The sequence below is a fragment of the Luedemannella helvata genome, assembly GCF_039528415.1.
GTDB lineage: Bacteria > Actinomycetota > Actinomycetes > Mycobacteriales > Micromonosporaceae > Luedemannella > Luedemannella helvata.
The window spans coordinates 138256-160712 of record NZ_BAAALS010000014.1 but is presented as its reverse complement, the minus strand read 5'-3'; the positions used below and the strand labels follow the sequence as shown (position 1 = coordinate 160712).

Sequence of the window (22457 nt, the reverse complement as noted above, 5' to 3'; positions counted from 1 at the left end):
CCTGAGCCGCTCAGGCGATCCGCACCCCGCGCGGCAGGGCCGCGACGGGGGCGCGCAGCCGGCGGATGGTCACCAGCACGGAGCCCACGCCCAGCAGCAGGTTCGCCGCCAGCCCGTACGGCCAGACCGCCGGCGCGTCGCGCCGGTCCACGCCCGGGCCGACCCGGGTGGACCGGATCGCGCCGTGCAGGTCCTTGAGCGGGTCCTGGTCGTATGCCACGTCGCCCTGATCGCGGGGGCGCTCGGGCGCCGTCGGGGACGCGTCGATGAGGACCACGAAGGGGTTCGGCGCCAGCACCCACCAGATGTTCTCGCTCGGGGACCGCTCGACGTAGGTGAAGGTGCCGCCGTCGCCCTCGTCGAGCACGACCGTGCGCTCCTGGGTGAACGCCGCGCCCATCAGGCCGTACAGGATGAGGGTGCCGACGCACAGGGCGAACACGGTCGCGTACGCCAGCATGGTCGACGTGACGCCCCGCACGACGAGGGACGACAGGGCCTGCGAGACCGCGCAGACGACGCCCAACAGCACGATCATGACCAGGTACACGACCGGGATGCGCCACGCGCCGACCCCGCCGTAGACGACCGGCCACACCGCGAACGGCAACGTGAGCAGCAACGCCCCGACGCCCACGCCCCAGCCGGCGAGCAGCTTGCCGACCGCGATCTCGGCCGGCCGCAGCCGGGTCACCTGCAGCACGGCGAGCGTGCCGCGCTCCCGGTCGCCGTTGACGCTCTGCGCCGTCAGCGCCGGCGACACGACCATGATGAGGCCGAACACGACGAGGACGAGCACGGTGAACAGCGCCGGGCCGATCGACGGCGGCTCGGTGGCGCCCTCGTAGATGGTGTCGTTGCTGGCCCGTAACGCCAGGTCGGTCAGCAGGGTGAAGACGCCCACAACGACGACCCAGGCGGCCAGCAGCCAACGCCACCGCCCCGTCCGGAGCCTGATCCGCAGCTCCTGCCGCGCGACCAGCAACACGGCCCGACCGCTCATCGGCGCTCCTTGTTCAGGGCCAGGTAGGCCGCCTCCAGCTGGCCGCCGATCGGGCCGAACGCGATCACCGGCACGCCGTCGCCGACGAGCGAGGCGAGCAGTGCGGCGGCGTCCACATCGGACATCGGCGGCAGGTCGCTGCCGGCGGCCGTGATGCCCAGCGGCGCGATGCCCCGCGCGGCCAGCGCGGTGGCCAGGGCCGCGTCGTCGAGTGCGCGTACCCGCCAGCCGCTGACCACGAACCGGGACACCCCGGCGATCTCCTCCTCGGAGACCGTGCGGCCCTCGGCCACGAAGACCACCCGGTCGGCCAGCTCCTCCAGCTCGGCGAGGATGTGGCTGGACACCAGGATCGCCACGCCGCTCGCGGCCAGCTCGCGCAGCAGGTCGCGCAGCTCCGACCGCGAGCGGGGGTCCAGCCCGGCGGCCGGCTCGTCGAGCAGCAGCACCCTCGGCTCGTGCACGAGCGCGCGGGCCAGGCCCAGCCGCTGCTTCTGGCCCCGCGATAGCACGTGCACCGGCTGGTCGGCGTGCTCGGCCAGGTGCACCCGGGCCAGCAGCGCCGCGACCCGGTCGGCCACGAGCGCCGGCTCGATCCGGTACGCCTCGGCGAAGAACGCGAGGTATTCCCGAGGGGTCAGTTGCTCGTAGACGCCGAGCGCGTCCGGCATCCAGCCGGTGCGGGAGCGCACGCCGTCGGGGTCGGCGACCGGGTCGAGCCCGGCCACCCGCACCTGCCCCGCGGTCGGGGTGAGCAGCGTCGCCAGGATGAGCAGCAGGGTGGTCTTGCCGGCGCCGTTGGGCCCGACCAGCGCCGTGATCCGCCCGTACGGGGCCGACAGGTCGATGCCGCGCAGCGCCTCGGCCGTCCCGAACCGGCGGGTGACGCCCCGCACCCAGATCCCCACGTCGCTGTCCGCGGAGGCTTGCACCATGACGTCGCCGTCGGGCTCTTCGGGCACCCGCAGAGCGTACCGGGCATCGTCAAGGCACATCCCGGATCGGGACGGCCACCCCTCGCGTGCTCGCGATGTTGCGCCGCCCGGCGTGCGTGTGCGCCGTGGAGACCTGTTTCTCCATGCGCCGCAACAGCATGCCGGCCTGGTGCGCGCAGGCCCCGACGGCCGCCGGCACGACCGGCAGCACCCAGTCGGCCACGAAGCCGTCCGCGCCCAGGTTCGCGATGAGGATGGCGGCGCACGCCATCCCGACGCCCTCGACGACGGCGCGCCACACCGCGCGCCTCGAGTGCGCGACGGCCGCCCGGCGCGCCGCGCGCCCGTCCACGTCCGGGAAGTCGGCGAGCGCGTGCGCGTCACGCCGGCCCAGGTTCAGTCCCGCCAACAGCGCCGTCGTGGACGTGCCGACCGTGGTGGCGGCCAGCACGCTGCGGGTCACGACGTACGCGACGGCGAACGCGACGCCGCCGCAGCCGAACGCGACGAGCGCCCGACGGTATTCCCTCGTATCGCCGGGGTACCAGTAGTACTTCGTCGTACTCTCCCCGAGTTGCTTGACGATCTGCCCCATGCCCGCCCGCCTTCCCCCTGGCGACGCACAACCGCTCCGATCGTCACACGCCGCGAAGACGCGGGTGGGCCAGTCGGCCAAGCTACCAACGAGTCCTTAAAGCAGCACGGTCGCGAAGGTGCCCGCCTGCCGGAAACCGCACCGGGCGTAGACCTGCCGGGCGGCGAAGTTGTAGTCGTTGACGTAGAGGCTCACGCTCGGCGCGACGCGGCGCAGCGAGTCGGCGATGACGGCCGCCATCCCGGCCGTGGCGAGGCCCTGCCCGCGCAGCTCCGGTGCGACCCACACGCCCTGCACCTGGGCGGTGTGGCGGGTCACGACCGCCAGCTCCGCCTTGAACACCACCCGGCCGTCGATGATGCGCGCGTACGCCCGGCGGCCGCGCACCAGCTCCATGACCCGTTCCCGGTAGTCGCGCTCGCCGTTGCCGAGCAGCGGGGAGACGCCGACCTCCTCGGTGTACATGGCCACCGAGGCCGGGAAGAGCACGTCGATCTCCTCCGGCCGGACGAGGCGTACCCCCGGGTCCGGGGCGACCGAGGCCGGAGCGCTCGTCGCGAGCAGCGGCTGGCACGCGCGGACCTCGCGGGCCGGACCCCACGAGTTCTCCAGCCGCCGCCACAGCTCCAGCACCGCGTCGGCGTCGCCGACGAGCGAGGAGCAGGTGCGCGGCGAGCGGCGGGCCAGGTCGGCGAAGGCGGCCACGGCGGCGGGGTTGGCCCGCACCGGGATCAGGTTGGCGCCGATCCAGCACAGCGACTCGAGCTGGCGGCGGGAGCCGTACCCGTAGATGCGCGCGTCCGCGCGCCACCAACCGATGCCGCCGCTGGCGATGCGTTCGGCGACCTGCGCGGCGGCGTACGGCTCCTCGTCGAGCAGGCGCTCCACCGCCGCGCGATCGGTCTCACCGATGCGGCGCGCCGCCACCGTCAACATAATGATTAGCCTGCCAGAACTGAGGTGTTTTCAGGAGCCGAAGGCGCGCAGCGCCGCTCCACCATACGGCGGCTCGCCCAGGCGACCACCGGCGGGACCGCCGCTCCGGTCGCGACGAACAGGACGGCCAGCAACACCCAGCCCAGCCGGCCCAGGCCGAGCACGACCGTGGTCAGCAGCAGGGGCGCCACGAGGTGCCCGAGTTGGAAACCCATGGCGTACGCGCCCTGGTACTGCCCCTGCGCGTGCTCCGGGGCGAGGCCGAAGGAGATGCCCCAGCCGGCCGCCGACTGGCGCAGCTCCCCCAGCACGTGCACGAGACTGCCGACGGCGAGGAGCGCGATGGCCATGCCTGTCGATACCCCGGCCGAGCCGGCGTAGAACAGGCAGGCGCCACCGATGAGCAGACCGCCGACGCGGGAGGCGCGCGCGGCCGCCGTGAGTTCCTCCGTGCCGCGCGACGCCCGTACCTGCAACAGCACCACCATGGTCGTGTTGATGAGCAGGGTCGCGGCGACCATCCAGGCCGGCGCGGAGGTGTGCGCGACGATCCAGAGGGGCAGGGCGATCTCGATGATGTCGAAATGGATGGACATGACGCCGTCCAGCAGCGTGCAGGCCAGGAACGGGCGGTCGCGCAGCGCCACGAGGCGCGGGGCGCCGGGCTCGTGCGGCACGGGCGGCACGCGCGGCAGCCGTACGCACAGGGCCGCCGCGATCAGGTAGCTCAGGGCGTCGCCCGCGATGAGCGCGAGGTACCAGGCAGGTCTGTCCACCGCGAGACCGACGCCCGCGGCGGCGGCGCCCAGCGACAGGCCCAGGTTCGTCGTGGCGCGCAGGAACGCGCGCGTGCGCACCCGCTGCTCGGCCGGGATGGCGCCGGCGATGAGGGCGCCGCGCGCGCCGCGGGTCCCGGCGTCGGCGACCGCCGACAGCACGGCCACGACGAGGAACGCGGGGAACGACCGGACGGCGAGCAGCGCGCCGGCGCACGCGGCCTGGCCGAGGAGGAACCCGACCTGCATGCCGCGCGGACCGATGCGGTCGGCCAGGTAGCCCATCGGGGCGGCGGCCACGAACGTGACCAGCGCGGCGGCTGTGAGCGCGATGCCGATCTGGCCGAAGGACAACCCGATGACCTTGTGCAGGTACAGCGCGCTGATGGTGCCCCACAACCCGTTGCCGAGGGTGTTGACGAAGGTCGCGAGGGTCAGGGTGCGCGCGACGCCGTGGTCGGGCAGCAGGCGGGCCACGTGGAGGGCGGTTCTCGTACTCATCGTGAACTAACTTAACAGTACGAACGTACTGTTTGGCAACAGGGTTGTCAGCGATACGTTGACGATATATCGTCAACGTATCAACGAACGATCGGAGATAGTCATGAGAGACTTCATCAGGACGCCCCGGACCGAGCACGGCTTCGAACGGGGCTGCGGGCGGGGCCACCGACATCACGGAATGGAGCACGGCATGGAACGCGGCTTCGGCGGCTGGGAGCGCGGCGGCCCGCACGGTCGCGGCGGCGGCCGGGGACGGGGGCGCGGCGGTCGCCGGGTCAACGTCCGGGCGACCGTGCTGGCGCTGCTCACGGAGCGCGCGATGCACGGGTACGAGATGATCCAGGAGCTGGAGTCGCGCACCGGCGGGGTGTGGCGGCCGAGCCCGGGTTCGATCTACCCGACCCTGCAACTCCTGGAGGACGAGGGCCTCATCGTCAGCGAGGAGGCCGAGGGCCGCAAGCGGTTCACCCTCACCGAGGCGGGCCGCGCCGAGGCAGGCCGCGCCGAGGGTCCGGCACCGTGGGAGGCGTTCGGGGCCGACGAGGTGGCGCAGGCGCGCGACTTCCGGGAGGCGACCGCGGGCATCATGCACGCGCTGCGCCAGGTCGGCTTCGCCGGCACGGACGAGCAGCGCGCCCGCGCGCTCGACGTGCTCAACGAGACGCGCCGCAAGCTCTACGCGATCCTCGCGGAGAGCTGATGGTCAGGCGACGGCGGGGGATGGTGAGCCATCCCCCGCCGTCCGTGCGTCTAGTGCACCGTGACGATCGGGCCGGGGACCAGGTCGCGCAGCTCCTCGGGCAGGTCGACACCCATCTGGTCGGCCAGGCGCAGGGCCTCCTCGACCAGGGTCTCGACGATCTGCGACTCCGGCACGGTCTTGATGACCTCGCCCTTGACGAAGATCTGGCCCTTGCCGTTGCCGGACGCCACGCCCAGGTCGGCCTCGCGGGCCTCCCCCGGGCCGTTCACGACACAGCCCATGACGGCGACGCGCAGCGGGGCGGGGAACCCCTCCAGCGCCGAGGTGACCTGCTCGGCGAGCGTGTAGACGTCGACCTGGGCGCGCCCGCACGACGGGCAGGAGACGATCTCCAGGCCCCGCTCGCGCAGGCCGAGGGACTCCAGGATCGCGGTGCCGACCTTGACCTCCTCGACCGGCGGGGCGGACAGCGACACGCGGATGGTGTCGCCGATGCCCTCGGCGAGCAGGGCGCCGAACGCCACGGACGACTTGATCGTGCCCTGGAACGCCGGTCCCGCCTCCGTGACCCCGAGGTGCAGCGGGTAGTCGCAGGCCTGGGCGAGCTGCCGGTACGCCTGGATCATCACCACCGGGTCGTTGTGCTTGACCGAGATCTTGATGTCGCGGAACCCGTGCTCCTCGAACAGGGAGCACTCCCACAGCGCCGACTCGACCAGGGCCTCCGGGGTGGCCTTGCCGTACTTCTGCAGCAGGCGCTTGTCGAGCGAGCCGGCGTTGACGCCGATGCGGATCGGCACGCCCGCGTCGCCCGCGGCCCTGGCGATCTCGCCGACCTTGTCGTCGAACTGACGGATGTTGCCCGGGTTCACCCGCACGGCGGCGCAGCCCGCGTCGATGGCGGCGAAGACGTACTTGGGCTGGAAGTGAATGTCCGCGATCACCGGGATCTGCGACTTCTTCGCGATCGCCGGCAGCGCCTCCACGTCGTCCTGCGACGGCACCGCCACCCGTACGATCTGGCAACCCGAGGCCGTGAGCTGCGCGATCTGTTGCAGCGTCGCGTTGACGTCGGCGGTCAGGGTCGTGGTCATCGACTGCACCGACACCGGCGCGCCGCCGCCGACCGGCACCGGGCCCACCATGATCCGGCGGCTCTTGCGGCGCGGGGCCAGCGACTCCCCGGGCAGGGAGTGGACGGTCGGCATTCCGAGACTGACTGCGCTCACGTGGCTCACCTTGGGAAGAGGGTCACGGGGTTGACGATGTCGGCGCCCACCGTGAGGAGGGTGATCGCGCCGAAGACAAGGATGACCGCGTAGGTCAGCGGCATCAACTTCATGTAATTCACCCGACCCGGATCCGGCCGCTTGATCAGCCGGTAGATCCAGGAGCGCACCTTCTCGAACCAGATGATCGCCAGGTGACCGCCGTCGAGCGGCAGCAGCGGCAGCAGGTTGAAGATGCCGACGAAGAAGTTGAAGCCGATGAACAGGCTGAAGAAGACGCTCCACAGGCCGTGCTCCACGGCCTCGCCGCCCAGCCGGCTCACGCCGACGACGCTGACCGGGGTGTCCTGGTCGCGCTCGCCGCCCGTGATCGCGGTCCACAGCTTCGGGACCTTCTCAGGGAACTTCTTCAGCGCGGTGAACGTGCCGGTGACCAGGTCGCCGGTGCGGTCGGCGGTCGCGCCCATGGCGGCCACCGGGCCGTAGGTCACCGTGTAGGGCACTGTCGCGTTCAGGCTGACGCCGACGGCGGAGACGGCCCGCGCCGGGCCGGCCTTGCCGTCCTCGTCGAGCGCGGGGCGCTGCACCGTGACCGGGGAGACCTTGAGCTCGACCGGGGCGCCGGAGCGCTGCACCGTGACCGCGGCGGCCTGCCCGGCGGGCAGGGCCTGGATGGTGTCGATCGCGTCGCCCCAGGTGTTCACCGGGGTCCCGTTGATCGACGTGATCCGGTCGCCGTCGGCGAAGCCGGCCGCGGCGGCGGGGCTGCGCGGGTCACTCGCGATGCAGTCGGCCCGGTCGGGCGCGGCGATCGCGCACTCCTCGAGGTTGATGACCGCGGGCTGGGAGAGCTGGCCCTTCGGCAGGTCCGGGTTGGGCAGGCCCGAGATCATCGCCATGAGCCAGATGCCGACGACGGCGAGGATCAGGTGGGTGGCCGAGCCGGCGACCAGCACGATGGTGCGCTGCCACACGGGCCGGCGCCACATGGCCCGGTGCTCGTCCTCCGGCCGGACGTCCTCGTCGTGCGGCGTCATGCCGACGATCTTGACGTAGCCGCCGAGCGGGATGCCCTTGAGCCCGTACTCCGTCTCGCCGCGACGGAACGACCACAGCTTCGGCCCGAATCCCGCGAAGTACTCCGTGACCTTCATCCCGAAGGCCTTCGCCGTCAGCATGTGCCCGGCCTCGTGCAGGCACACGGAGATGAAGATGACCAGGGCAAAGGCCACCAAACCGGCCAGGTAGGCCACTATCGGGCTCCTTCCGGGGCCGCGACCAGCTCGCGCGCCCGCTCGCGTGCCCACGTCTCCGCTGTGAGCACCTCCTCGACGGTACCTGGTTCGTCATAATCGGGAGCTTCGGCGAGCACCCGTTCCACCGTCTCGACGATCCCCAGGAACGGCAGCCTGCCCGCCGTGAAGGCCGCCACACACTCCTCGTTGGCCGCGTTGAAGATCGCCGGCCGGCACCGCCCGGCCTCCCCCGCCCGCTTCGCCAGCTCCACGGCCGGGAACGCCTCGTTGTCCAGCGGCCGCAGCTCCCAGTTGTGCGCCAGTGTCCAGTCGACCGGCGACGCCGCTCCGGGCACCCGGTCGGGCCAGCCGAGCGCGAGCGCGATCGGCAGCCGCATGTCCGGCGGGCTGCACTGCGCCATCGTCGACCCGTCCACGAACTCCACCAGCGAATGGATCACCGACTGCGGGTGGACCATGACCTCGATCCGGTCGTACGGGACGCCGTACAGCTCGTGCGCCTCGATGACCTCCAGCGCCTTGTTCACCATCGTCGCCGAGTTGATCGTGACGACCGGTCCCATGTCCCACGTCGGATGCTTGAGCGCCTCCTCCACGGTGACTGCGGCCAGTTCCTCGCGCCGGCGCCCCCGGAAGGCCCCGCCGCTGGCCGTCAGGATCAGCCGCCGGACCTCCGATGCCGCGCCGGAGCGCAGGCACTGGGCGAGCGCGGAGTGCTCCGAGTCCACCGGGACGATCTGCCCCGGCCGCTGGGTGGCCGCCCTGACCAGCGGGCCGCCGGCCACGAGCGACTCCTTGTTGGCCAGGGCGAGCGTACGTCCGGAAGCCAGCGCCGCCAGCGTGGGCGCGAGTCCGAGCGAACCCACCACCCCGTTGAGCACCACGTCGCACGGCCACTCGGCCAGCTCGGTCATCGCCTGCGGCCCGGCCAGGATCTTGGGAATCCGGAACCCGCCCTTGGCGTAACCCCGCCTGGCCGCCTCGGCGTAGAACGCGAGCTGCAGGTCCTGCGCCGTCGACGCCCGGGCCACCCCGACGACCTCGACCCCCAGCTCGAGCGCCTGGCCGGCGAGCAACTCGACCTGGCCCCCGCCCGCGCCGATGCCGACCACCCGGAACCGGTCCGGGTTGCGCCGGACGATGTCGATGGCCTGCGTACCGATGGACCCCGTGGAACCCAGCAGCACAATGTCGCGGACGGTCACGCCGCCATTCTTACCTACCCTCGTGAAGATCCGGTGCCCACGCCCACCCCGCGCCGGCCGCCACCCCGCGACGCCCGTGGACGCGTCGACCTTTTCGCCAAAGTCACGACTATGGCGAAAGGGCGGCCCTCCCACCCCGCCAAAGTCACGACAATGGCGACACCAGCGCCCCACCCGCCGCCAAAGTCACGACAATGGCGGACAAGCACCCGCCCCACCCCGCCAAAGTCACGACAATGGCGACACCAGCACCCCCACCCGCCGCCAAAGTCACGACAATGGCGAACAAGCACCCGCCCCACCCCGCCAAAGTCACGACAATGGCGACACCAGCACCCCCACCCGCCGCCAAAGTCACGACAATGGCGAACAAGCACCCAGCCCACCCCGCCAAAGTCACGACAATGGCGACACCAGCACCCCCACCCCGCCAAAGTCACGACAATGGCGGACGAGAGCGCCGCTGGAACTCAGCCGGTGGTCGAGGTGGGGGCCGACAGGCGGAAGGCCTCCAGCTCGACGCCGTACCAGCGGTCCGTGCGGCCGAGTTCCGTCATGCCCAGGCGGCGGCACACCGCGATCGACGGGGCGTTGTCCGGGCGGACGACCGCGTAGATCTCCTTCAGGCCGGCGGCGAACCCGTGGGCCAGGGCGCCGCGGGCCGCCTCCGTCGCGTACCCGTTGCCCCAGGAGTCGGGGTGGAAGTGCCACCCGACCTCGATCTCGTCGGGGTGGTCCGGCAGCGGGACGAGCAGCACCGTGCCCGCCACGACGCCGGTGTCGCGCACCTCGACGGCCCACACGCCGTACGGTCCGGCGGCCCGGGCGGCCCACCGGTCGACGACCGCCGGGGCCTCGTCGGGGGACGTCATCGGCCGGGGTACCGAGCCGAGCCAGCGCGCGACCTCCCAGCGGGAGTACGTGTCGTAGAGCCGGGCCAGGTCCGCCTCGTCGTGCGTCCACGGGCGGACGTCGAGGCGCTCGGTGCTGAAGACGGTCATGTGCGGGCGTTCTCCTTCGGCCGGGCGGCGCGCTGCCGGGGGACGGCGACCTTCGGTCCGGCCTCGCTGATGCCGTACCGCCGGTAGAGCCCGCCGAACGGGCCGGCCCACCAGTTCCAGTTGCCGAGCAGGCGCATGAGCGCCGGCACGAGCAGCGTACGGACGATCGCCGCGTCCACCGCCACGGCCACGACCGTACCGACGCCGAGCATCTTGATGGTCGCCGCGCCCCCGGTGGCGAAGCCGGCCACGACGACGATGAGCAGCAGGGCGGCGGCCGTGATGATGCCGCCGGTGCGCTGCAGGCCCCGGGCCACGGCCAGGCGGTTGTCGCCGGTGGCGTCCCACTCCTCGCGCACGCGCGACAGCAGGAACACCTCGTAGTCGGTCGACAGGCCGAACAACAGGGCGAACATGAGGATCAGGTTCGCCGGTTCCAGGTAGCCCGTGGAGGTGAACCCGAGCAGGTTCGCGAGGTGGCCGTCCTGGAAGATCCAGACGACGACGCCGAACGAGGCGCCGATCGACACCACGTTCATGAGGATGGCCTTGAGCGGCAGCACCAGCGAGCCGAACGCCAGGAACAACAGGATGAACGTGGCACCCATGACGTAGAGGGCCATGGCGGGCAGGCGGTCGCCGAGGGCGTCGAGCAGGTCGGCGTCGTAGGTCGGGCGGCCCGCGACGTGCGAGGTGGCGCCGGCCGGCGGGTCGATGGCGCGCACCCGCAGGGCGATCTCCCGGGCGCGTTCGCCGGTCGGGTCGGCGTCGAGCTTGACCGCGATGAGGGTGTTCTTGTCGTCGGACTTGACGACCATCGAGGTCGCGACGCCGGGAACGGCGCGGATGGCGTCGAAGAAGGCGGTCACGTCCGCTGCGGACGCGTGGTTCTCCAGCGCCACGAGCAGCGGGGCGGCGTTGGCGTTCGGGAACTCCGTGGCGAGCCGCTCGGCGACCATCCGGCTGGGGGTGCCCTCGGGCAGGGTGCGCTCGTCGAAGCCGCCGAACCTGGCCCCCGCGAAGGGCAGCGCGAGCAGCACGAGGACGACCGTCACGACGAGCGCGTAGATCACCGGCCGGCGCATGACGCTGCTGGCCAGGCGGGCCCAGCCGCCCTCGTCGCCGGCCGACGCGCGACGCAGGCGCGGCAGCGGTACCCGTACCAGATCGATCTTCGGACCCAGGACGGCCAGCAGCGCGGGCAGGGCGGTGAGTGCCGCGAGCATCGCGACCACCACGGCGGCCATGCCGCCGTACGCCATGGAGCGCAGGAAGCCCAGCGGGAAGAGCAGCAGGCTGGACAGGGCGAGGGTGACGACCAGGCCGGACACGGCGACCGTGCGGCCGGCGGTGGCCAGGGTGCGCTCGACCGCCTCGGCGGTGCCGCGGCCGGCGGCCAGCTCCTCCCGGAACCGGCTGACCACGAACAGGGCGTAGTCGATGCCCATGCCCAGGCCGATCATCGTGATGACGTTCGCCGCGAACACGGAGACCTCGGTGAAGCTCGTCAGCACCTTCGTGACGGTGAGCCCGCCCAGGATCGACACGACGCCGACGAGGATCGGCGTCGACGCCGCGACGAGACCCCGGAAGATCAGGATCATGAGGACGAACAGGATGGGCAGCGAGATGATCTCGGCGCGGGTGATGTCCTTCGCGACCTGCTCGTTCGCGTCGCGCACGAACGGCACCAGGCCGCCGGCCTGCGTCTGCAGGCCCGGCACGGCGAGCAGCGGTTCGATCTGCTCGTACGCCGCGGCCTGCGCGTCCGAGTCCGACGGCGGCGCCTTGAGCCGGATGGACACGCCCAGCGAGTGCCAGTCGGGGGCGACGAGGGCCTGGCCGGTGGCGTCGTACGGGGAGGCGACGTTCGCGACCTCGGGATGGGCCCGCAGCGTGGCGATCACGTCGGTGACCGGGCCCTGGAAGCCCGGCTGATCGACCGTGAGCGTCTCCGAGCGGTAGAGCACCACCACGTCGGTGTCCTGCCGGCCCCACAGCTGCACGATGCGCTCCTGGGCCTTCGCCGAAGGGCTGCCGGCGTCCTCGAAGCCGCCGCCCGTCAGCGACCCGAACACGGACGCCCCCCACGTCGCGCCGACGCCGATCAACGCCACCGTCGCGACGAGCACCACCCAGCGGAACCGGACGACGAACCGCCCCCACCACGCGAACATGACAAGCCTTTCGATCCGTGACCGGATCCAACTGTAGGGTCTGCCCCCGGCGAGGCCAGAAATCCGTCTACGCTGACCGGCTATGACGAGCCAAAGCCCTGGTCAGCTCCCCGCCAGCGCGGACGTGGTGATCATCGGATCGGGCCACAACGGCCTGGTGTCGGCCATCCTGCTGGCCCGGGCGGGCCTGTCCGTCGTCGTCCTGGAGGCCGCCGACGTCATCGGCGGGGCCACCCGCACGGAGCGGCCGTTCCCGAAAGTTCCGGGCCTCGGCCACTCCACCGGCTCGTACCTGCTGGGTCTCATGCCGCCCGAGCTTGTCGACACGCTGGGCGTCACGCTGCCGACGCTGCGGCGCGACCCGCACTACTTCCTGCCCACGCCCGGGCCGGTGGGCTCGCCGTACCTGCTGTTCGGCTCGGACCGGGCAGCGACCCGCGCGCAGCTGGAGCGGTTCTTCTCGCCGGCGGACATCAGGGCCGACGACGCGATGCAGGCCGAGCTGGCGGCGCTGCGCGCCGACCTGGCGCCCGCGTGGCTCGCCGAGCCGCTGACCGTCGAGGAGACCGCGTCCCGGTTCGTGCGACCCGCCCTGCGGGACGTTTTCGTGGACCTGGTCCGCGGGTCCGTCGCCGCCTACCTGGAGCGCTTCGACTTCCGCTCCGAACTGCTCGTCTCCATGTACGCCGTCACCGACGGCCTGTCCGGGCTCAACGCCGGCCCCGACGACCCCGGCACCGGGCACAACTTCCTGGTCCACAACATGTGCCGGCTGCCCGGCTCCGACGGCACCTGGATGATCGTGCGCGGCGGCATGGGGGTGGTGTCGGCCACGTTCGCGGACGCGGCCCGCGCGGCGGGAGCGTCCATCTTCACGGGTACGCCCGTGAGCGCGGTGACCGTGTCCGGCGGCGCGGTCGCCGGTGTCGTCACGGCGTCGGGCGACTCGATCCGCTCGTCCGTGGTGCTGGGCGCCTGCGACCCGTACGCGCTGATGCGGCTCGTGCCGGCCGGCGCCCTGCCCGCCGAGCTGCCCGCCCGGATGGCCGACGTGCGGCGCACCGGCACGACCCTCAAGGTGAACCTGGCGCTGAGCTCGTTGCCGCGGTTCTCCTGCCTGCCCGCCGAGGCGGCCAGCCCGTTCGGGTCGACCGTGCACCTGCTGCCCGGCTCCGCCTCCCTGCTGGACTCCTCCTCGGCCGCCTCCCCGATGACCGGGCTGCGCGCCATGTGGGCCGACGTGCAGGCCGGCCGGCTGCCCGACGAGCCGACCATCGAGTGGTACCTGCACACGACCGTCGACCCGTCCCTGCACGACGAGGCGGGCCACCACTCCTCCGCGCTGTTCGTCCAGTCCGTCCCGTACTCCCCCACGGACGCGCCGTGGGACGTCCTGCTGCCGGACTACGTGACCAGGCTGCTGGAGATCTGCGACCGGTACGCGCCGGGGACCAGCGACCTGGTGGCCGACGCCATGCCGCTGACCCCGCCCGGCATCGAGGAGCACTTCGGCATCACCGGCGGGCACATCCACCACGTCGACAACACGGTCTCGTTCACCGACCGCATGCCGTACGCCACCGGCCTCGACGGCCTCTACGCCGGCAGCGCCGGCTGCCACCCGGCCGGCTCGGTCATCGGCGCGGCGGGCCACAACGCGGCCCGCCGCATCCTCGCGGACCTGGGCCGCTAGCGCCGCTGCCCGCCCCGCCCCGCGGTGGCGGGCGCGGCGCGCGGAGCCGGGTGCCGCGCGGCGGGGCGACGCGCCGGCCGTAGGCGTGGCGGCGCGCCGGGACGGCCGCGTAGCAGCAGGTCGCGGCGGGCGTGTTCGGTAACCTCCGCACAGATCATCCCGTTTGTCGGAATGGTGCCCCTGCCCCGATCCGGATGGGAGTGATCATGGTCAACCCGGAGTTCCGCCGCCGGCTGCGTCACGTTGTGTTGCTGGTGCTCGCCTGGGTCCTGCTCGTGCCGGGGTACGGCGAACCTGGCGCGGTGCCGTCACCGGCCGCCGCCGCGACGAGCCTGAACACGGCCGGGCTCACCGTCCTCGCGAGAAACGTCCTCATCCGCCCGGACGGGACCCGTCGGACCCTCACCCTGCCCGGCGGCGCGACCGCCGCGTTCGCGGCGCAGGTGCCCGGCGGGTGGGTCGTCGAGGGGCAGGCCGACCGGGTGCGCTCCCTGTACTTCGTGGCGCCCACCGGAGAGCCGCGCCGCATCGGCTACGTCCGCGGTACGTGGGACGTCACGCCCAACGGGCGCACGCTCGTGGCGGTCGGCGTGACCGCCGCCCCGGCCACGGGGGCGCTGGACCCGACCGTGAGCACGTACGACCTGCCGTCGCTGCGCCGTACCGCCCAGCAGCGCTTCGCGGGCGGCAGCGGGCCGATCATCGCCGGCACCACGAACGACCGGGTGCTGCTGCGCCAGGGGTACCCGACGCCGCGTACGGCGCTCGCCGCGACCTGGAACCTGCGCACGAACACGCTGCGCGCCACGACGGCGCCCGCGTGGGTGTGGAGCCTCGGCGGGACGGGAACGGTCCTGCGCCGGGTCGACCAGCTCGACGCGAGCAAGCGGGTCGTGGGCTCCTGCGTCGACGCGGTCGACGCGACGAGCGGTGCCATCCCGCTCGGGATGACCGGCACGTGCACGGCGGTGGCCCGCAACACCCACGGCGGGCTGCTGTCGCCGGACGCGCGGTGGGCGGCGCTGGCCGTGTCGACCGCCGCGAACACGCCGCCGGCCATCCAGCTCGTCCAGGTCGCCGACCTGCGCGCCGGCCGGTGGCGGCCCGTGGCGCTGGGCGCGGGCAAGTTCGTGCAGTTCTGGGACACGCCCACGAGCATGATCGTGGCGACGATCGCGGGAACGAACGTCACCCAGCAGCGCTGCGATACGTCCGCGCGCTGCACGACACTGCGGCTGCCGCCCGTCGCGGCCGGCGACGTGGCCGTTCTGGTGCCACGCTTCGGCTGACGCCGGCGCGGCCGTTCGTCAGGAGCCGGTCCCGGGCTGTGCCGCCGGGGCCGGCTCCTGCGTACGGTGGGCCCGCAGCTGGTGGCCCGTGCTCGTCAGGCAGCGGCCCGACTCCAGGTCGAACTTCCACCCGTGCAGCTGGCAGGTCAGCGTGCCGTCGTCGACGATGCCGAACCGGGTCAGGTCGGCCTTCAGGTGCGGGCAGCGGCGCTGGATGTCCCACGAGGTGCCGGTGGCCGGGTCGGTGAGCGTGATGTCCTCGGCGTCGACCGTGCGCTCGTGCTCGTCGTACCAGCCCTCGGCGTACTGCAACCGCTCCTCGGACAGGCACTTGAAGAACGCGTAGACGAACTCGTTGTACTGCCCCACGCGGGCGGCCGAGAAGCGGCACGACAGGAACAGCGAGTTGACCCAGTCGACCTCACCGATGAACAGCAGGTGCTCGACCAGGCGGCGCTCCATCCGGAAGCGGTAGCGCACCTTCTCGTCGGCGTAGTGGCGCACCTGCTTGCCCGGGAAGTCCACCACGATCGACTCGATGACCGGGCCCGGCGTACCGTCGGCGGAGGGCACGTCGAGCAGGTCCATGCGCACCGGGCCGCCGACACCCTTGGCGAGGTAGACCGACTCCTCCAGCAGCGGCTCGACGCGGGCCTTCAGCTGGCCCAGCACGTCGACCTCGGGGTGCGACCACGACGCCTTGGCGGCCTCGATCACGGGGCGCTGGCGCTGCGCGTACTCCTTGAGGTGTTGTTCCTTGTTGGCGAAGAACTCGTCCAGGTCGGCGACGGGGTGCTGGACCGCGCAGTCGGTGGCGCTCAGCTCGGCGGTGCTGCCCGGCAGGAGCACGACGCCGTTGGTGCCGCCGACCTTCGCGTACTCGGACAGGAACACCGACTGGTCCGGGAAGATGTTGCCCTCATCCCCGAAGATGTCGTTGAACTGCCACAACGCGTCGTCGAGGAAGCACGGCGGGCCCGCGATCGGGAAGACGTGCGAGGCCTTCAGGTCGTCGATGTAGCGCCAGGTGCGGTCGAACTGCCGCTCGCGCTTCTGCTTGCCGAACGCGGTCTTCGCGGCCTGCGGCAGCTCGTAGACCATCGGGTACCAGATCGCGCCGGAGAACTGCAGCAGGTGCGCGTGCACGTGGCCGAGGTCGGCGAAGATCTGCAGGTCGGTGGGGCGGGCGTCGTTCTGGTTGAGCAGCCGCACGCCGTCGTGCTCGACCCACAGGCTGGAGTCGCCGATGGGGCCGTCCGTGGGGCTGGTCAGCGCCTGGATCATCACCTTGAGGCCGCCGTCCAGCTCGACCACCTCGTTGGTGACCGTCCGCAGGAAGCTCGTGAAGCCCAGCTCGCGCAGCTCGTCCTCAAGCTCGCTCGTCGGGTACTCCGGCAGCAGGACGGTGGCCTTCTTGTTGACGAAGCGCTTGAGGTGCTCGGCGTCGAAGTGGTCGCGGTGCAGGTGGCTCACGTAGAGGTAGTCGCAGTCGCCCAGGTGCTCCCAGTCGAGCTGGGAGTTGTCGGGGAACGGGAACCAGGAGGCGAAGTACGCGGGGTTGACCCACGGGTCGCACAGGATGCTCCCCGCGGCCGTGTCGATCCGCATGCTCGCGTGCCCCGTGCCCGTGATCCGCACCCTCGGCTCCCTTCCGTAGACGCCCGTTCAGACGCTACCTGAGGCGCCACGGGCACACCGTGGCGCGTCGCGCCCGGACGGCGTGCCACACTATCCTCGACGCCGACGATCATTAGAAGGGACGCACCCGTGGCAGGCAACGAGCCGGTGACCTCACCCGATCAGCACAAGCCGACCAACGTGAAGCTCGCCCGCATCGGCGGCATCATCACGATCGCCGCCCTGTTGCTGATGCTCATCGGCAACCACGAGGGCGCCATCGAGGAGATCTGGCTGATCGGCACCGCGGCCGCCCTCGCGCTCCTCATGGTCGTTGACTGGCTGCTGCGCAAGAACGGCCTCAACTCCGACTGACCGTGTGACATAACGAAAAGGGCGGGAGCGCGTCGCGCTCCCGCCCTTTTCGGCGTTCGTCTAGCGGATCAGATCGCGGATCTGGCGCAGGGCCTGCTCGACCTCGGCCTCGAAGTAGCCGCCGGGGACGAGGCTGAACTGGTTGGGATCCAGCTCCGACTCGGCGATCGGGGTGCCGGAGCGGCCCGACAGCGACGCGATGATGGCGTCGAAGAGGCGGTTGACCTGGCTCGCGTCGTACCCGCTGCCGAAGCGGCGCGGCGTGAACCCGCGGCGCATCTCGTCGATGCGCTGCACCTCGGGGTTCAGCGTGTCGACCGCCCCGCCGCCGTAGGCGCCGTTGTTGGCGTACGCGCCCTCGTAGCCGCTGTTGCCGTTCGGGTACCCGCCGTTGCCGCCGCCGTAGGCGCCGTTGCCGGTGTACCGGTTGTTGAAGTCGGCCGACATGTGGATCTCGCTGGTCATGTCCGGGCGCCCGTGCCGGTTCGGCATCGGGAAGTCCGGGCGGCCGGCGAAGGAGTCCATGCCCGCCGGGCGGCCGGCGAACGAGTCGTCCGGACGGCCCGCGAAGGAGTCCATGCCGCCGGGACGGCCCGCGAACGAGTCGTCGGGACGGCCGGTGCCGAACGAGTCCATCCCGACCGGGCGACCGGCGAACGAGTCGTCCGGGCGACCGGCGAAGGAGTCCATGCCCGCCGGGCGGCCGGCGAACGAGTCGTCGGGACGGCCCGTGAAGGATTCGAGGCCCGCCGGGCGGCCGGCGAACGAGTCGTCCGGACGGCCCGCGAACGAGTCGTAGTCGTGCCGGGAGGGCTCGTCGTAGTCGTGGCGCGAGGCGGGCGCCGGGACGTCGAACTCCCGGGCGGCCGGCGGCTGGTCGAACTCGCGCCGCTGCGGCGGCTGCTGCTGGAACTCGCCGCTGCCGAAGTTCGGCGTGAACGAGGCCGTGTCGTCGAAGCGCGGGAAGCTCTGACCGCCCGCGGCCGGCGACATCGGCACCTGGGGCATGGGCGGGGGCGTCATGCCGCTGATCGGGCCCATCGGCGGCTGCCCGCCCGACATGGGCCGCGGCGGCGAGACCGGGTCGCCGTACGGCGGGCCGGAGATGGGGCCCACCATCCCCGGGGGCAGGGTGCGGTCCGGCGGGTACGGCCGCTCGCCACTCATCGGCACGCCGGGGGGCGGGGCGCCGTACGGCGGGCGGTCCATCGGACCGCCGGACATGGGCTGGCCGGACATCGGCTGGCCGGGCATGGGCTGACCAGGTATGGGCTGGCCGGGCATGGGCGGAACGCTCATCGGCGGGCCGGACATCGGCTGGCCGGGCATCGGCGGGCCGGACATGGGCTGCCCCGGCATGGGTTGGCCGGGCATCATCTGGCCGGGCATCGGCTGGCCCGCGAGCGGGCGGTCCATGGGCCCGTCCATCGGCCCGCCGTTGAGCGGGCGCTGCGGCAACGGGGAGCCCTGCATCTGCGCCATGGCGGGCGCGCCGGCCATGGGCGGTGGGCCCATGGGCCCACCCGGCAGGCTGGCGCCGACCGGGCGCATCGGCATCGGCTGCGCCATGCGCTGCTCCTCGCGCAGCGCGGCGAAGCGGTCCTCGCGCATGGGCGCGGGACGCGAGTCGACGGGACGGGCGAAGCCGCCGCGCTCCTCCATGTCGGCGAGCTGCCGCTCCACGCGGTCGAGGTGCAGGTCGACCTGCCACTCGTCGTATCCGCCGAAGCGGACCCGAAAGACGACGTCGTGCACCTCACCGGCTGTGACCGGCGCGCCGATGGGGTCACCCGCCAGCGTCGCCTCTACGCGGTCGAGGAAGGAATCCACCTCGTCGACCTTGTAGCCACGCCGGAGAGCGCGACGCCTAAACCGCTGACCCTCACTCACTGTGCCACCCTCCGTTCGCGACTGCGGTGCTGCCGCGCTCAGTCTTCGCGCTCACGGTGCTTGTAGAAGCTGCAAGCTGGCCACACGCGCCGTCAATTTCCCGGCCCCGGGTGTCCCGAACAGTAGTCGGAACTCCCGCGGCGCGCAGCCTCCGGACGAACTCCCGCTCGACCGGCTTGGGGCTCGCGTCCCACCGCGACCCCGGGGTGGGGTTCAGCGGGATGAGGTTCACGTGCGCCAACCGGCCCGCAAGGAGCTTGCCCAGAAGGTCAGCCCGCCACGGATGGTCGTTGACATTTTTGATCATCGCGTACTCGATGGAGACGCGTCGGCCCGTACGCGCTGCGTAATCCCAGGCCGCATCCAAGACTTCGGCTACCTTCCAGCGTTGGTTCACCGGCACAAGCTCGTCGCGCAGATCATCATCTGGCGCATGTAGCGAGACCGCAAGGGTCACGGAGAGATCCTCTTCCGTCAACCGTCGGATAGCCGGCACCAGCCCGACCGTCGAAACCGTGATGTGGCGCTGCGACAGGCCCAGACCCTCCGGCGGCGGCGCCGTGAGCCGGCGCACCGCCTCGATCACCCGGGGATAGTTGGCAAGTGGTTCGCCCATCCCCATGAAAACGACATGGGACAGTCGCGCGGGCGCGCCCGTGAGTGCCCCGGACGCGGCCGTGCCGGCGAACCAGACGACCTGGTCGACGATCTCGGCCGTGCTCAGGTTGCGGGTGAGCCCCGCCTGGCCGGTCGCGCAGAACGGGCACGCCATGCCGCAGCCAGCCTGGGACGACACGCAGACGGTCACCCGATCGGGGTACCCCATCAGCACGCTCTCGACCAGTGAACCGTCGTGCAACCGCCACAGCGTCTTGCGGGTCGCGCCGTCGTCGGTCGACATCTCCCGTACGGGCGTGAGCAGCCGCGGCATCATCGCGTCGACTAGGCGCTCGCGCGCGGCGGCCGGGATGTCCGTCATCTGCGCGGGGTCGCGCGCCAGCCGGTCGAAGTAGTGCGTGGACAGCTGCGCCGCCCGGAAGCCGCGCTCGCCGAGCTCCGCGACGGCCGCCTTGCGGCCGGCGAGGTCGAGGTCCGCGAGGTGGCGCGGGGGCAGCGACGCGCGGCGGCGCGCGGGGGCCGCCGGCTCGGCGGTGCCCCGGGCCAGCATCACGCCGCTGTCGGGCGTAGCGCGGGAAATTTGGATCACGGGCAGGGTCGTCATGACGTAACCAGTGTCCCACGTCCACGGAAGTTCGCATCCGGGCGTGTTGGACGCCGCCTCACGATGCCGGCACCAACAGCAGGAACAGGACGTACGCCGCCGGCGCCGCGAAAAGGATCGAGTCGAGCCGGTCCATGAGGCCACCATGCCCGGGAAGCAGGTTGCTCATGTCCTTGATCTTCAGGTCCCGCTTGAGCATGGATTCGGCCAGGTCCCCGAGCACGGCCGCCGCCGACACGCCCAGCCCGAACAGCGCTCCCTGCAGCAGGGCGGCGTCGAACAGGAAGAACAGCAGCAGCGCGCAGCCCACCGAGGTCGCGATGAGGGAACCGGCGAAGCCCTCCCACGACTTCTTGGGGCTCACCGACGGTGCCATCGCGTGCTTGCCGAAGAACACGCCCGCGATGTAGCCACCCGTGTCCGACAGCACCACCGCGGCCAGTGCGGTGACGACCCGCAGGTGGCCGTCGTCGGGCACCGCGAGCAGCACCGCGAAGCCCGCCAGGAACGGCACGTAGACCGCGACAAGAGTGGCTGATGTCACATCGCGCTCGTAGCCGTCCGGGCCCTCGGCGAGTCGCCAGACGAACACCGCGAGGATCGTGACGATCAGCCCGAAGGTGAGCGCGTCCGCGCCGCCCCACCAGGCCAGCCCGGACATGAGTACGCCGCCGGCGAGCAGTGGGAACAGCGGCGCCTTGGCGCCCGACCCGCGCAGCGCGCGGACCATCTCCCAGATGCCCACCCCGACCGCGACCGCGACCAGGCCCAGGAACCCGGGCCGCCAGATGAACAGGGAGACGAGGACCGCGGCGCCCAGCCCCACCCCGACGCCGATGGCGGCGGGCAGGTTGCGCCCGGCCCGGCCACCCTTGGCGGGCGCGGCAGCCGCGCCCGGCTCAGCCGCGCGGTCGCCAGCCACGCGAGCGTCAGCCGCCCGGTCGCCGGCCGCGCGGTCGTCGGCCACCGCGTAGTCGGCCGTCCCATAGTCGGCCGTCCCGTACTCCGGCGCGCCATGGTCCGCCGCGCCGTCGTTGTACGCGCCACGGCGGGCGCCACCACGGGGTACGCCGCCGCGCGGTCCCCCGGACACGGGGCCGCCGGAGGACGGACCGCCCGAGGACGGGCCGCCGGATGCCGGGGCGCCGCTCACCGGGCCGCCCGCCCGCCGACCCGTCAGCACCTCGCCGGACGCGTCCGGGGCGCCGGAGCCGGGCCACGACGGGCCTGAGCCGGACCCGCCGGTGTCGGACCACAGGTCCGCCGAGCCGCCCGAGGTGTCCTGGCCCGTGCGGCCGTATCCCCCGTCGGAGGGCCGGTAACCACCGGGATGCAGGTTGCCGTAGTCGTCCTCGGCGTAGCGGTACACCGGGCGCTGCGGACGACCGTCCGCCGACTGGGCTGGCCACTCCGGCGGGGCCGGCTGGCCGGCCCAGTTCGCGCGGTCGTCGTGTTCGGCGGGATCGAGGTATGACATCAGACCTCGAGCAGCTCGGCTTCCTTGTGCTTGAGGATCTCGTCGATGTGCGTCACGTACCGGTGGGTGAGGTCGTCGAGCTCCTTCTCGGCCCGTCGCCCGTCGTCCTCGCCGGCCTCGCCGTCCTTGACGATCCGGTCGAGCTCCTCCTTGGCCTTGCGACGCACGTTGCGGATGGCGACCTTCGAGTCCTCGCCCTTGCCGCGCGCCACCTTGATCATCTCGCGGCGTCGCTCCTCGGTCATGGGCGGCAGCACCAGACGGATCTGGTTGCCCTCGTTGTTGGGGTTCACGCCAAGGTCCGAGTCGCGCAGCGCCTTCTCGATGCTCTTCAGCTGCGACGGGTCGTGAGCCTTGATGATCACCATGCGCGGCTCCGGGATGGCGATCGTCGCCATCTGGGGCAGCGGCGTCGGCGCGCCGTAGTAGTCGATGACGATGCGGCCGAACATCGCCGGCGTGGCGCGGCCCGTACGGATGGTCGCGAACTCTTCCTTCGCGAACTCGACCGCACGCTCCATCTTCTCTTCAGCCTCGAAGAGTGTCTCCTCGATCACCTGATCCGTCGCCTCCC

General features: G+C 72.1%; 18 protein-coding genes and 1 pseudogene. 4 read left to right on the top strand and 15 right to left on the bottom strand.

Annotated elements, in window-relative coordinates; translation table 11 throughout:
- Window positions 1-10 precede the first annotated feature (10 nt).
- The 5 genes from ABD191_RS16120 to ABD191_RS16100 all read right to left on the bottom strand — a co-directional run bounded on the left by ABD191_RS16120 (window position 11) and on the right by ABD191_RS16100 (window position 4746).
- Entirely contained in the window at window positions 11-1003 is a 993-nt protein-coding gene (locus ABD191_RS16120) for an ABC transporter permease (RefSeq protein ID WP_344082345.1), read from the bottom strand.
- Window positions 1000-1965, bottom strand: a complete 966-nt coding sequence (locus ABD191_RS16115; protein ID WP_344082343.1) for an ABC transporter ATP-binding protein — start codon at window positions 1963-1965, stop codon at window positions 1000-1002. The genes ABD191_RS16120 and ABD191_RS16115 overlap by 4 nt, the downstream gene beginning before the upstream one ends.
- Before the next feature lie 22 nt (window positions 1966-1987).
- Window positions 1988-2533 carry a hypothetical protein gene (locus tag ABD191_RS16110; RefSeq protein WP_344082341.1) on the bottom strand — a complete coding sequence of 182 codons (546 nt, stop codon included), beginning with the start codon at window positions 2531-2533 and terminating at the stop codon, window positions 1988-1990.
- 96 nt (window positions 2534-2629) lie between these two features.
- On the bottom strand, window positions 2630-3469 hold the full coding sequence (locus ABD191_RS16105; RefSeq protein ID WP_344082339.1) for a GNAT family N-acetyltransferase: 840 nt from the start codon (window positions 3467-3469) through the stop codon (window positions 2630-2632).
- A gap of 5 nt (window positions 3470-3474) precedes the next feature.
- Window positions 3475-4746 (bottom strand): MFS transporter, encoded by a 1272-nt coding sequence (locus ABD191_RS16100; RefSeq protein WP_344082337.1) that lies wholly within the window; start codon window positions 4744-4746, stop codon window positions 3475-3477.
- Between the two features lie 193 nt (window positions 4747-4939).
- Here ABD191_RS16100 and ABD191_RS16095 point away from each other — a divergent pair, with 193 nt between their 5' ends.
- Entirely contained in the window at window positions 4940-5449 is a 510-nt protein-coding gene (locus ABD191_RS16095) for a PadR family transcriptional regulator (protein ID WP_344082335.1), read from the top strand.
- Between the two features lie 50 nt (window positions 5450-5499).
- Here ABD191_RS16095 and ispG read toward each other — a convergent pair whose 3' ends face one another.
- The 5 genes from ispG to ABD191_RS16070 all read right to left on the bottom strand — a co-directional run bounded on the left by ispG (window position 5500) and on the right by ABD191_RS16070 (window position 12320).
- Complete coding sequence (ispG, locus tag ABD191_RS16090) at window positions 5500-6681, bottom strand: flavodoxin-dependent (E)-4-hydroxy-3-methylbut-2-enyl-diphosphate synthase (RefSeq protein ID WP_344082333.1); 1182 nt, start codon at window positions 6679-6681, stop codon at window positions 5500-5502.
- A 5-nt stretch (window positions 6682-6686) separates the two neighbouring features.
- Window positions 6687-7934 carry a M50 family metallopeptidase gene (locus tag ABD191_RS16085; protein ID WP_344082331.1) on the bottom strand — a complete coding sequence of 416 codons (1248 nt, stop codon included), beginning with the start codon at window positions 7932-7934 and terminating at the stop codon, window positions 6687-6689.
- Entirely contained in the window at window positions 7934-9124 is a 1191-nt protein-coding gene (gene dxr / locus ABD191_RS16080; RefSeq protein WP_344082373.1) for a 1-deoxy-D-xylulose-5-phosphate reductoisomerase, read from the bottom strand. Before dxr ends, ABD191_RS16085 begins: the two co-directional genes overlap by 1 nt.
- A 488-nt stretch (window positions 9125-9612) precedes the next feature.
- Window positions 9613-10143, bottom strand: coding sequence for a GNAT family N-acetyltransferase (locus ABD191_RS16075; RefSeq protein ID WP_344082329.1), 531 nt, complete (start codon window positions 10141-10143; stop codon window positions 9613-9615).
- Window positions 10140-12320, bottom strand: a complete 2181-nt coding sequence (locus tag ABD191_RS16070) for an MMPL family transporter (protein ID WP_344082327.1) — start codon at window positions 12318-12320, stop codon at window positions 10140-10142. Before ABD191_RS16070 ends, ABD191_RS16075 begins: the two co-directional genes overlap by 4 nt.
- An 82-nt stretch (window positions 12321-12402) precedes the next feature.
- Between ABD191_RS16070 and ABD191_RS16065 the strand changes: the two genes are divergently transcribed.
- Complete coding sequence (locus tag ABD191_RS16065) at window positions 12403-14013, top strand: phytoene desaturase family protein (protein ID WP_344082325.1); 1611 nt, start codon at window positions 12403-12405, stop codon at window positions 14011-14013.
- Between the two features lie 206 nt (window positions 14014-14219).
- Complete coding sequence (locus ABD191_RS16060; protein ID WP_344082323.1) at window positions 14220-15302, top strand: hypothetical protein; 1083 nt, start codon at window positions 14220-14222, stop codon at window positions 15300-15302.
- 18 nt (window positions 15303-15320) lie between these two features.
- Here ABD191_RS16060 and ABD191_RS16055 read toward each other — a convergent pair whose 3' ends face one another.
- Window positions 15321-16940, bottom strand: coding sequence for a Rieske 2Fe-2S domain-containing protein (locus ABD191_RS16055; RefSeq protein WP_344082321.1), 1620 nt, complete (start codon window positions 16938-16940; stop codon window positions 15321-15323).
- A gap of 129 nt (window positions 16941-17069) precedes the next feature.
- Here ABD191_RS16055 and ABD191_RS16050 point away from each other — a divergent pair, with 129 nt between their 5' ends.
- Window positions 17070-17294: a DUF2631 domain-containing protein gene (locus tag ABD191_RS16050; protein WP_344082319.1), complete on the top strand. Its 225-nt coding sequence runs from the start codon at window positions 17070-17072 to the stop codon at window positions 17292-17294.
- A gap of 1416 nt (window positions 17295-18710) precedes the next feature.
- Here the strand turns inward: ABD191_RS16050 and ABD191_RS29275 are convergent.
- The 4 genes and pseudogenes from ABD191_RS29275 to frr all read right to left on the bottom strand — a co-directional run.
- A pseudogene (locus ABD191_RS29275) lies at window positions 18711-19184 on the bottom strand (DivIVA domain-containing protein); the annotation flags it as partial.
- Entirely contained in the window at window positions 19177-20352 is a 1176-nt protein-coding gene (gene rlmN / locus ABD191_RS16040; RefSeq protein ID WP_344082371.1) for a dual-specificity RNA methyltransferase RlmN, read from the bottom strand. The pseudogene ABD191_RS29275 and the gene rlmN, both read right to left, overlap by 8 nt.
- 112 nt (window positions 20353-20464) lie before the next feature.
- Entirely contained in the window at window positions 20465-21742 is a 1278-nt protein-coding gene (locus ABD191_RS16035) for a phosphatidate cytidylyltransferase (RefSeq protein ID WP_425560730.1), read from the bottom strand.
- 140 nt (window positions 21743-21882) lie between these two features.
- Window positions 21883-22440, bottom strand: a complete 558-nt coding sequence (gene frr / locus ABD191_RS16030; RefSeq protein ID WP_344082313.1) for a ribosome recycling factor — start codon at window positions 22438-22440, stop codon at window positions 21883-21885.
- Between the last annotated feature and the right edge of the window lie 17 nt (window positions 22441-22457).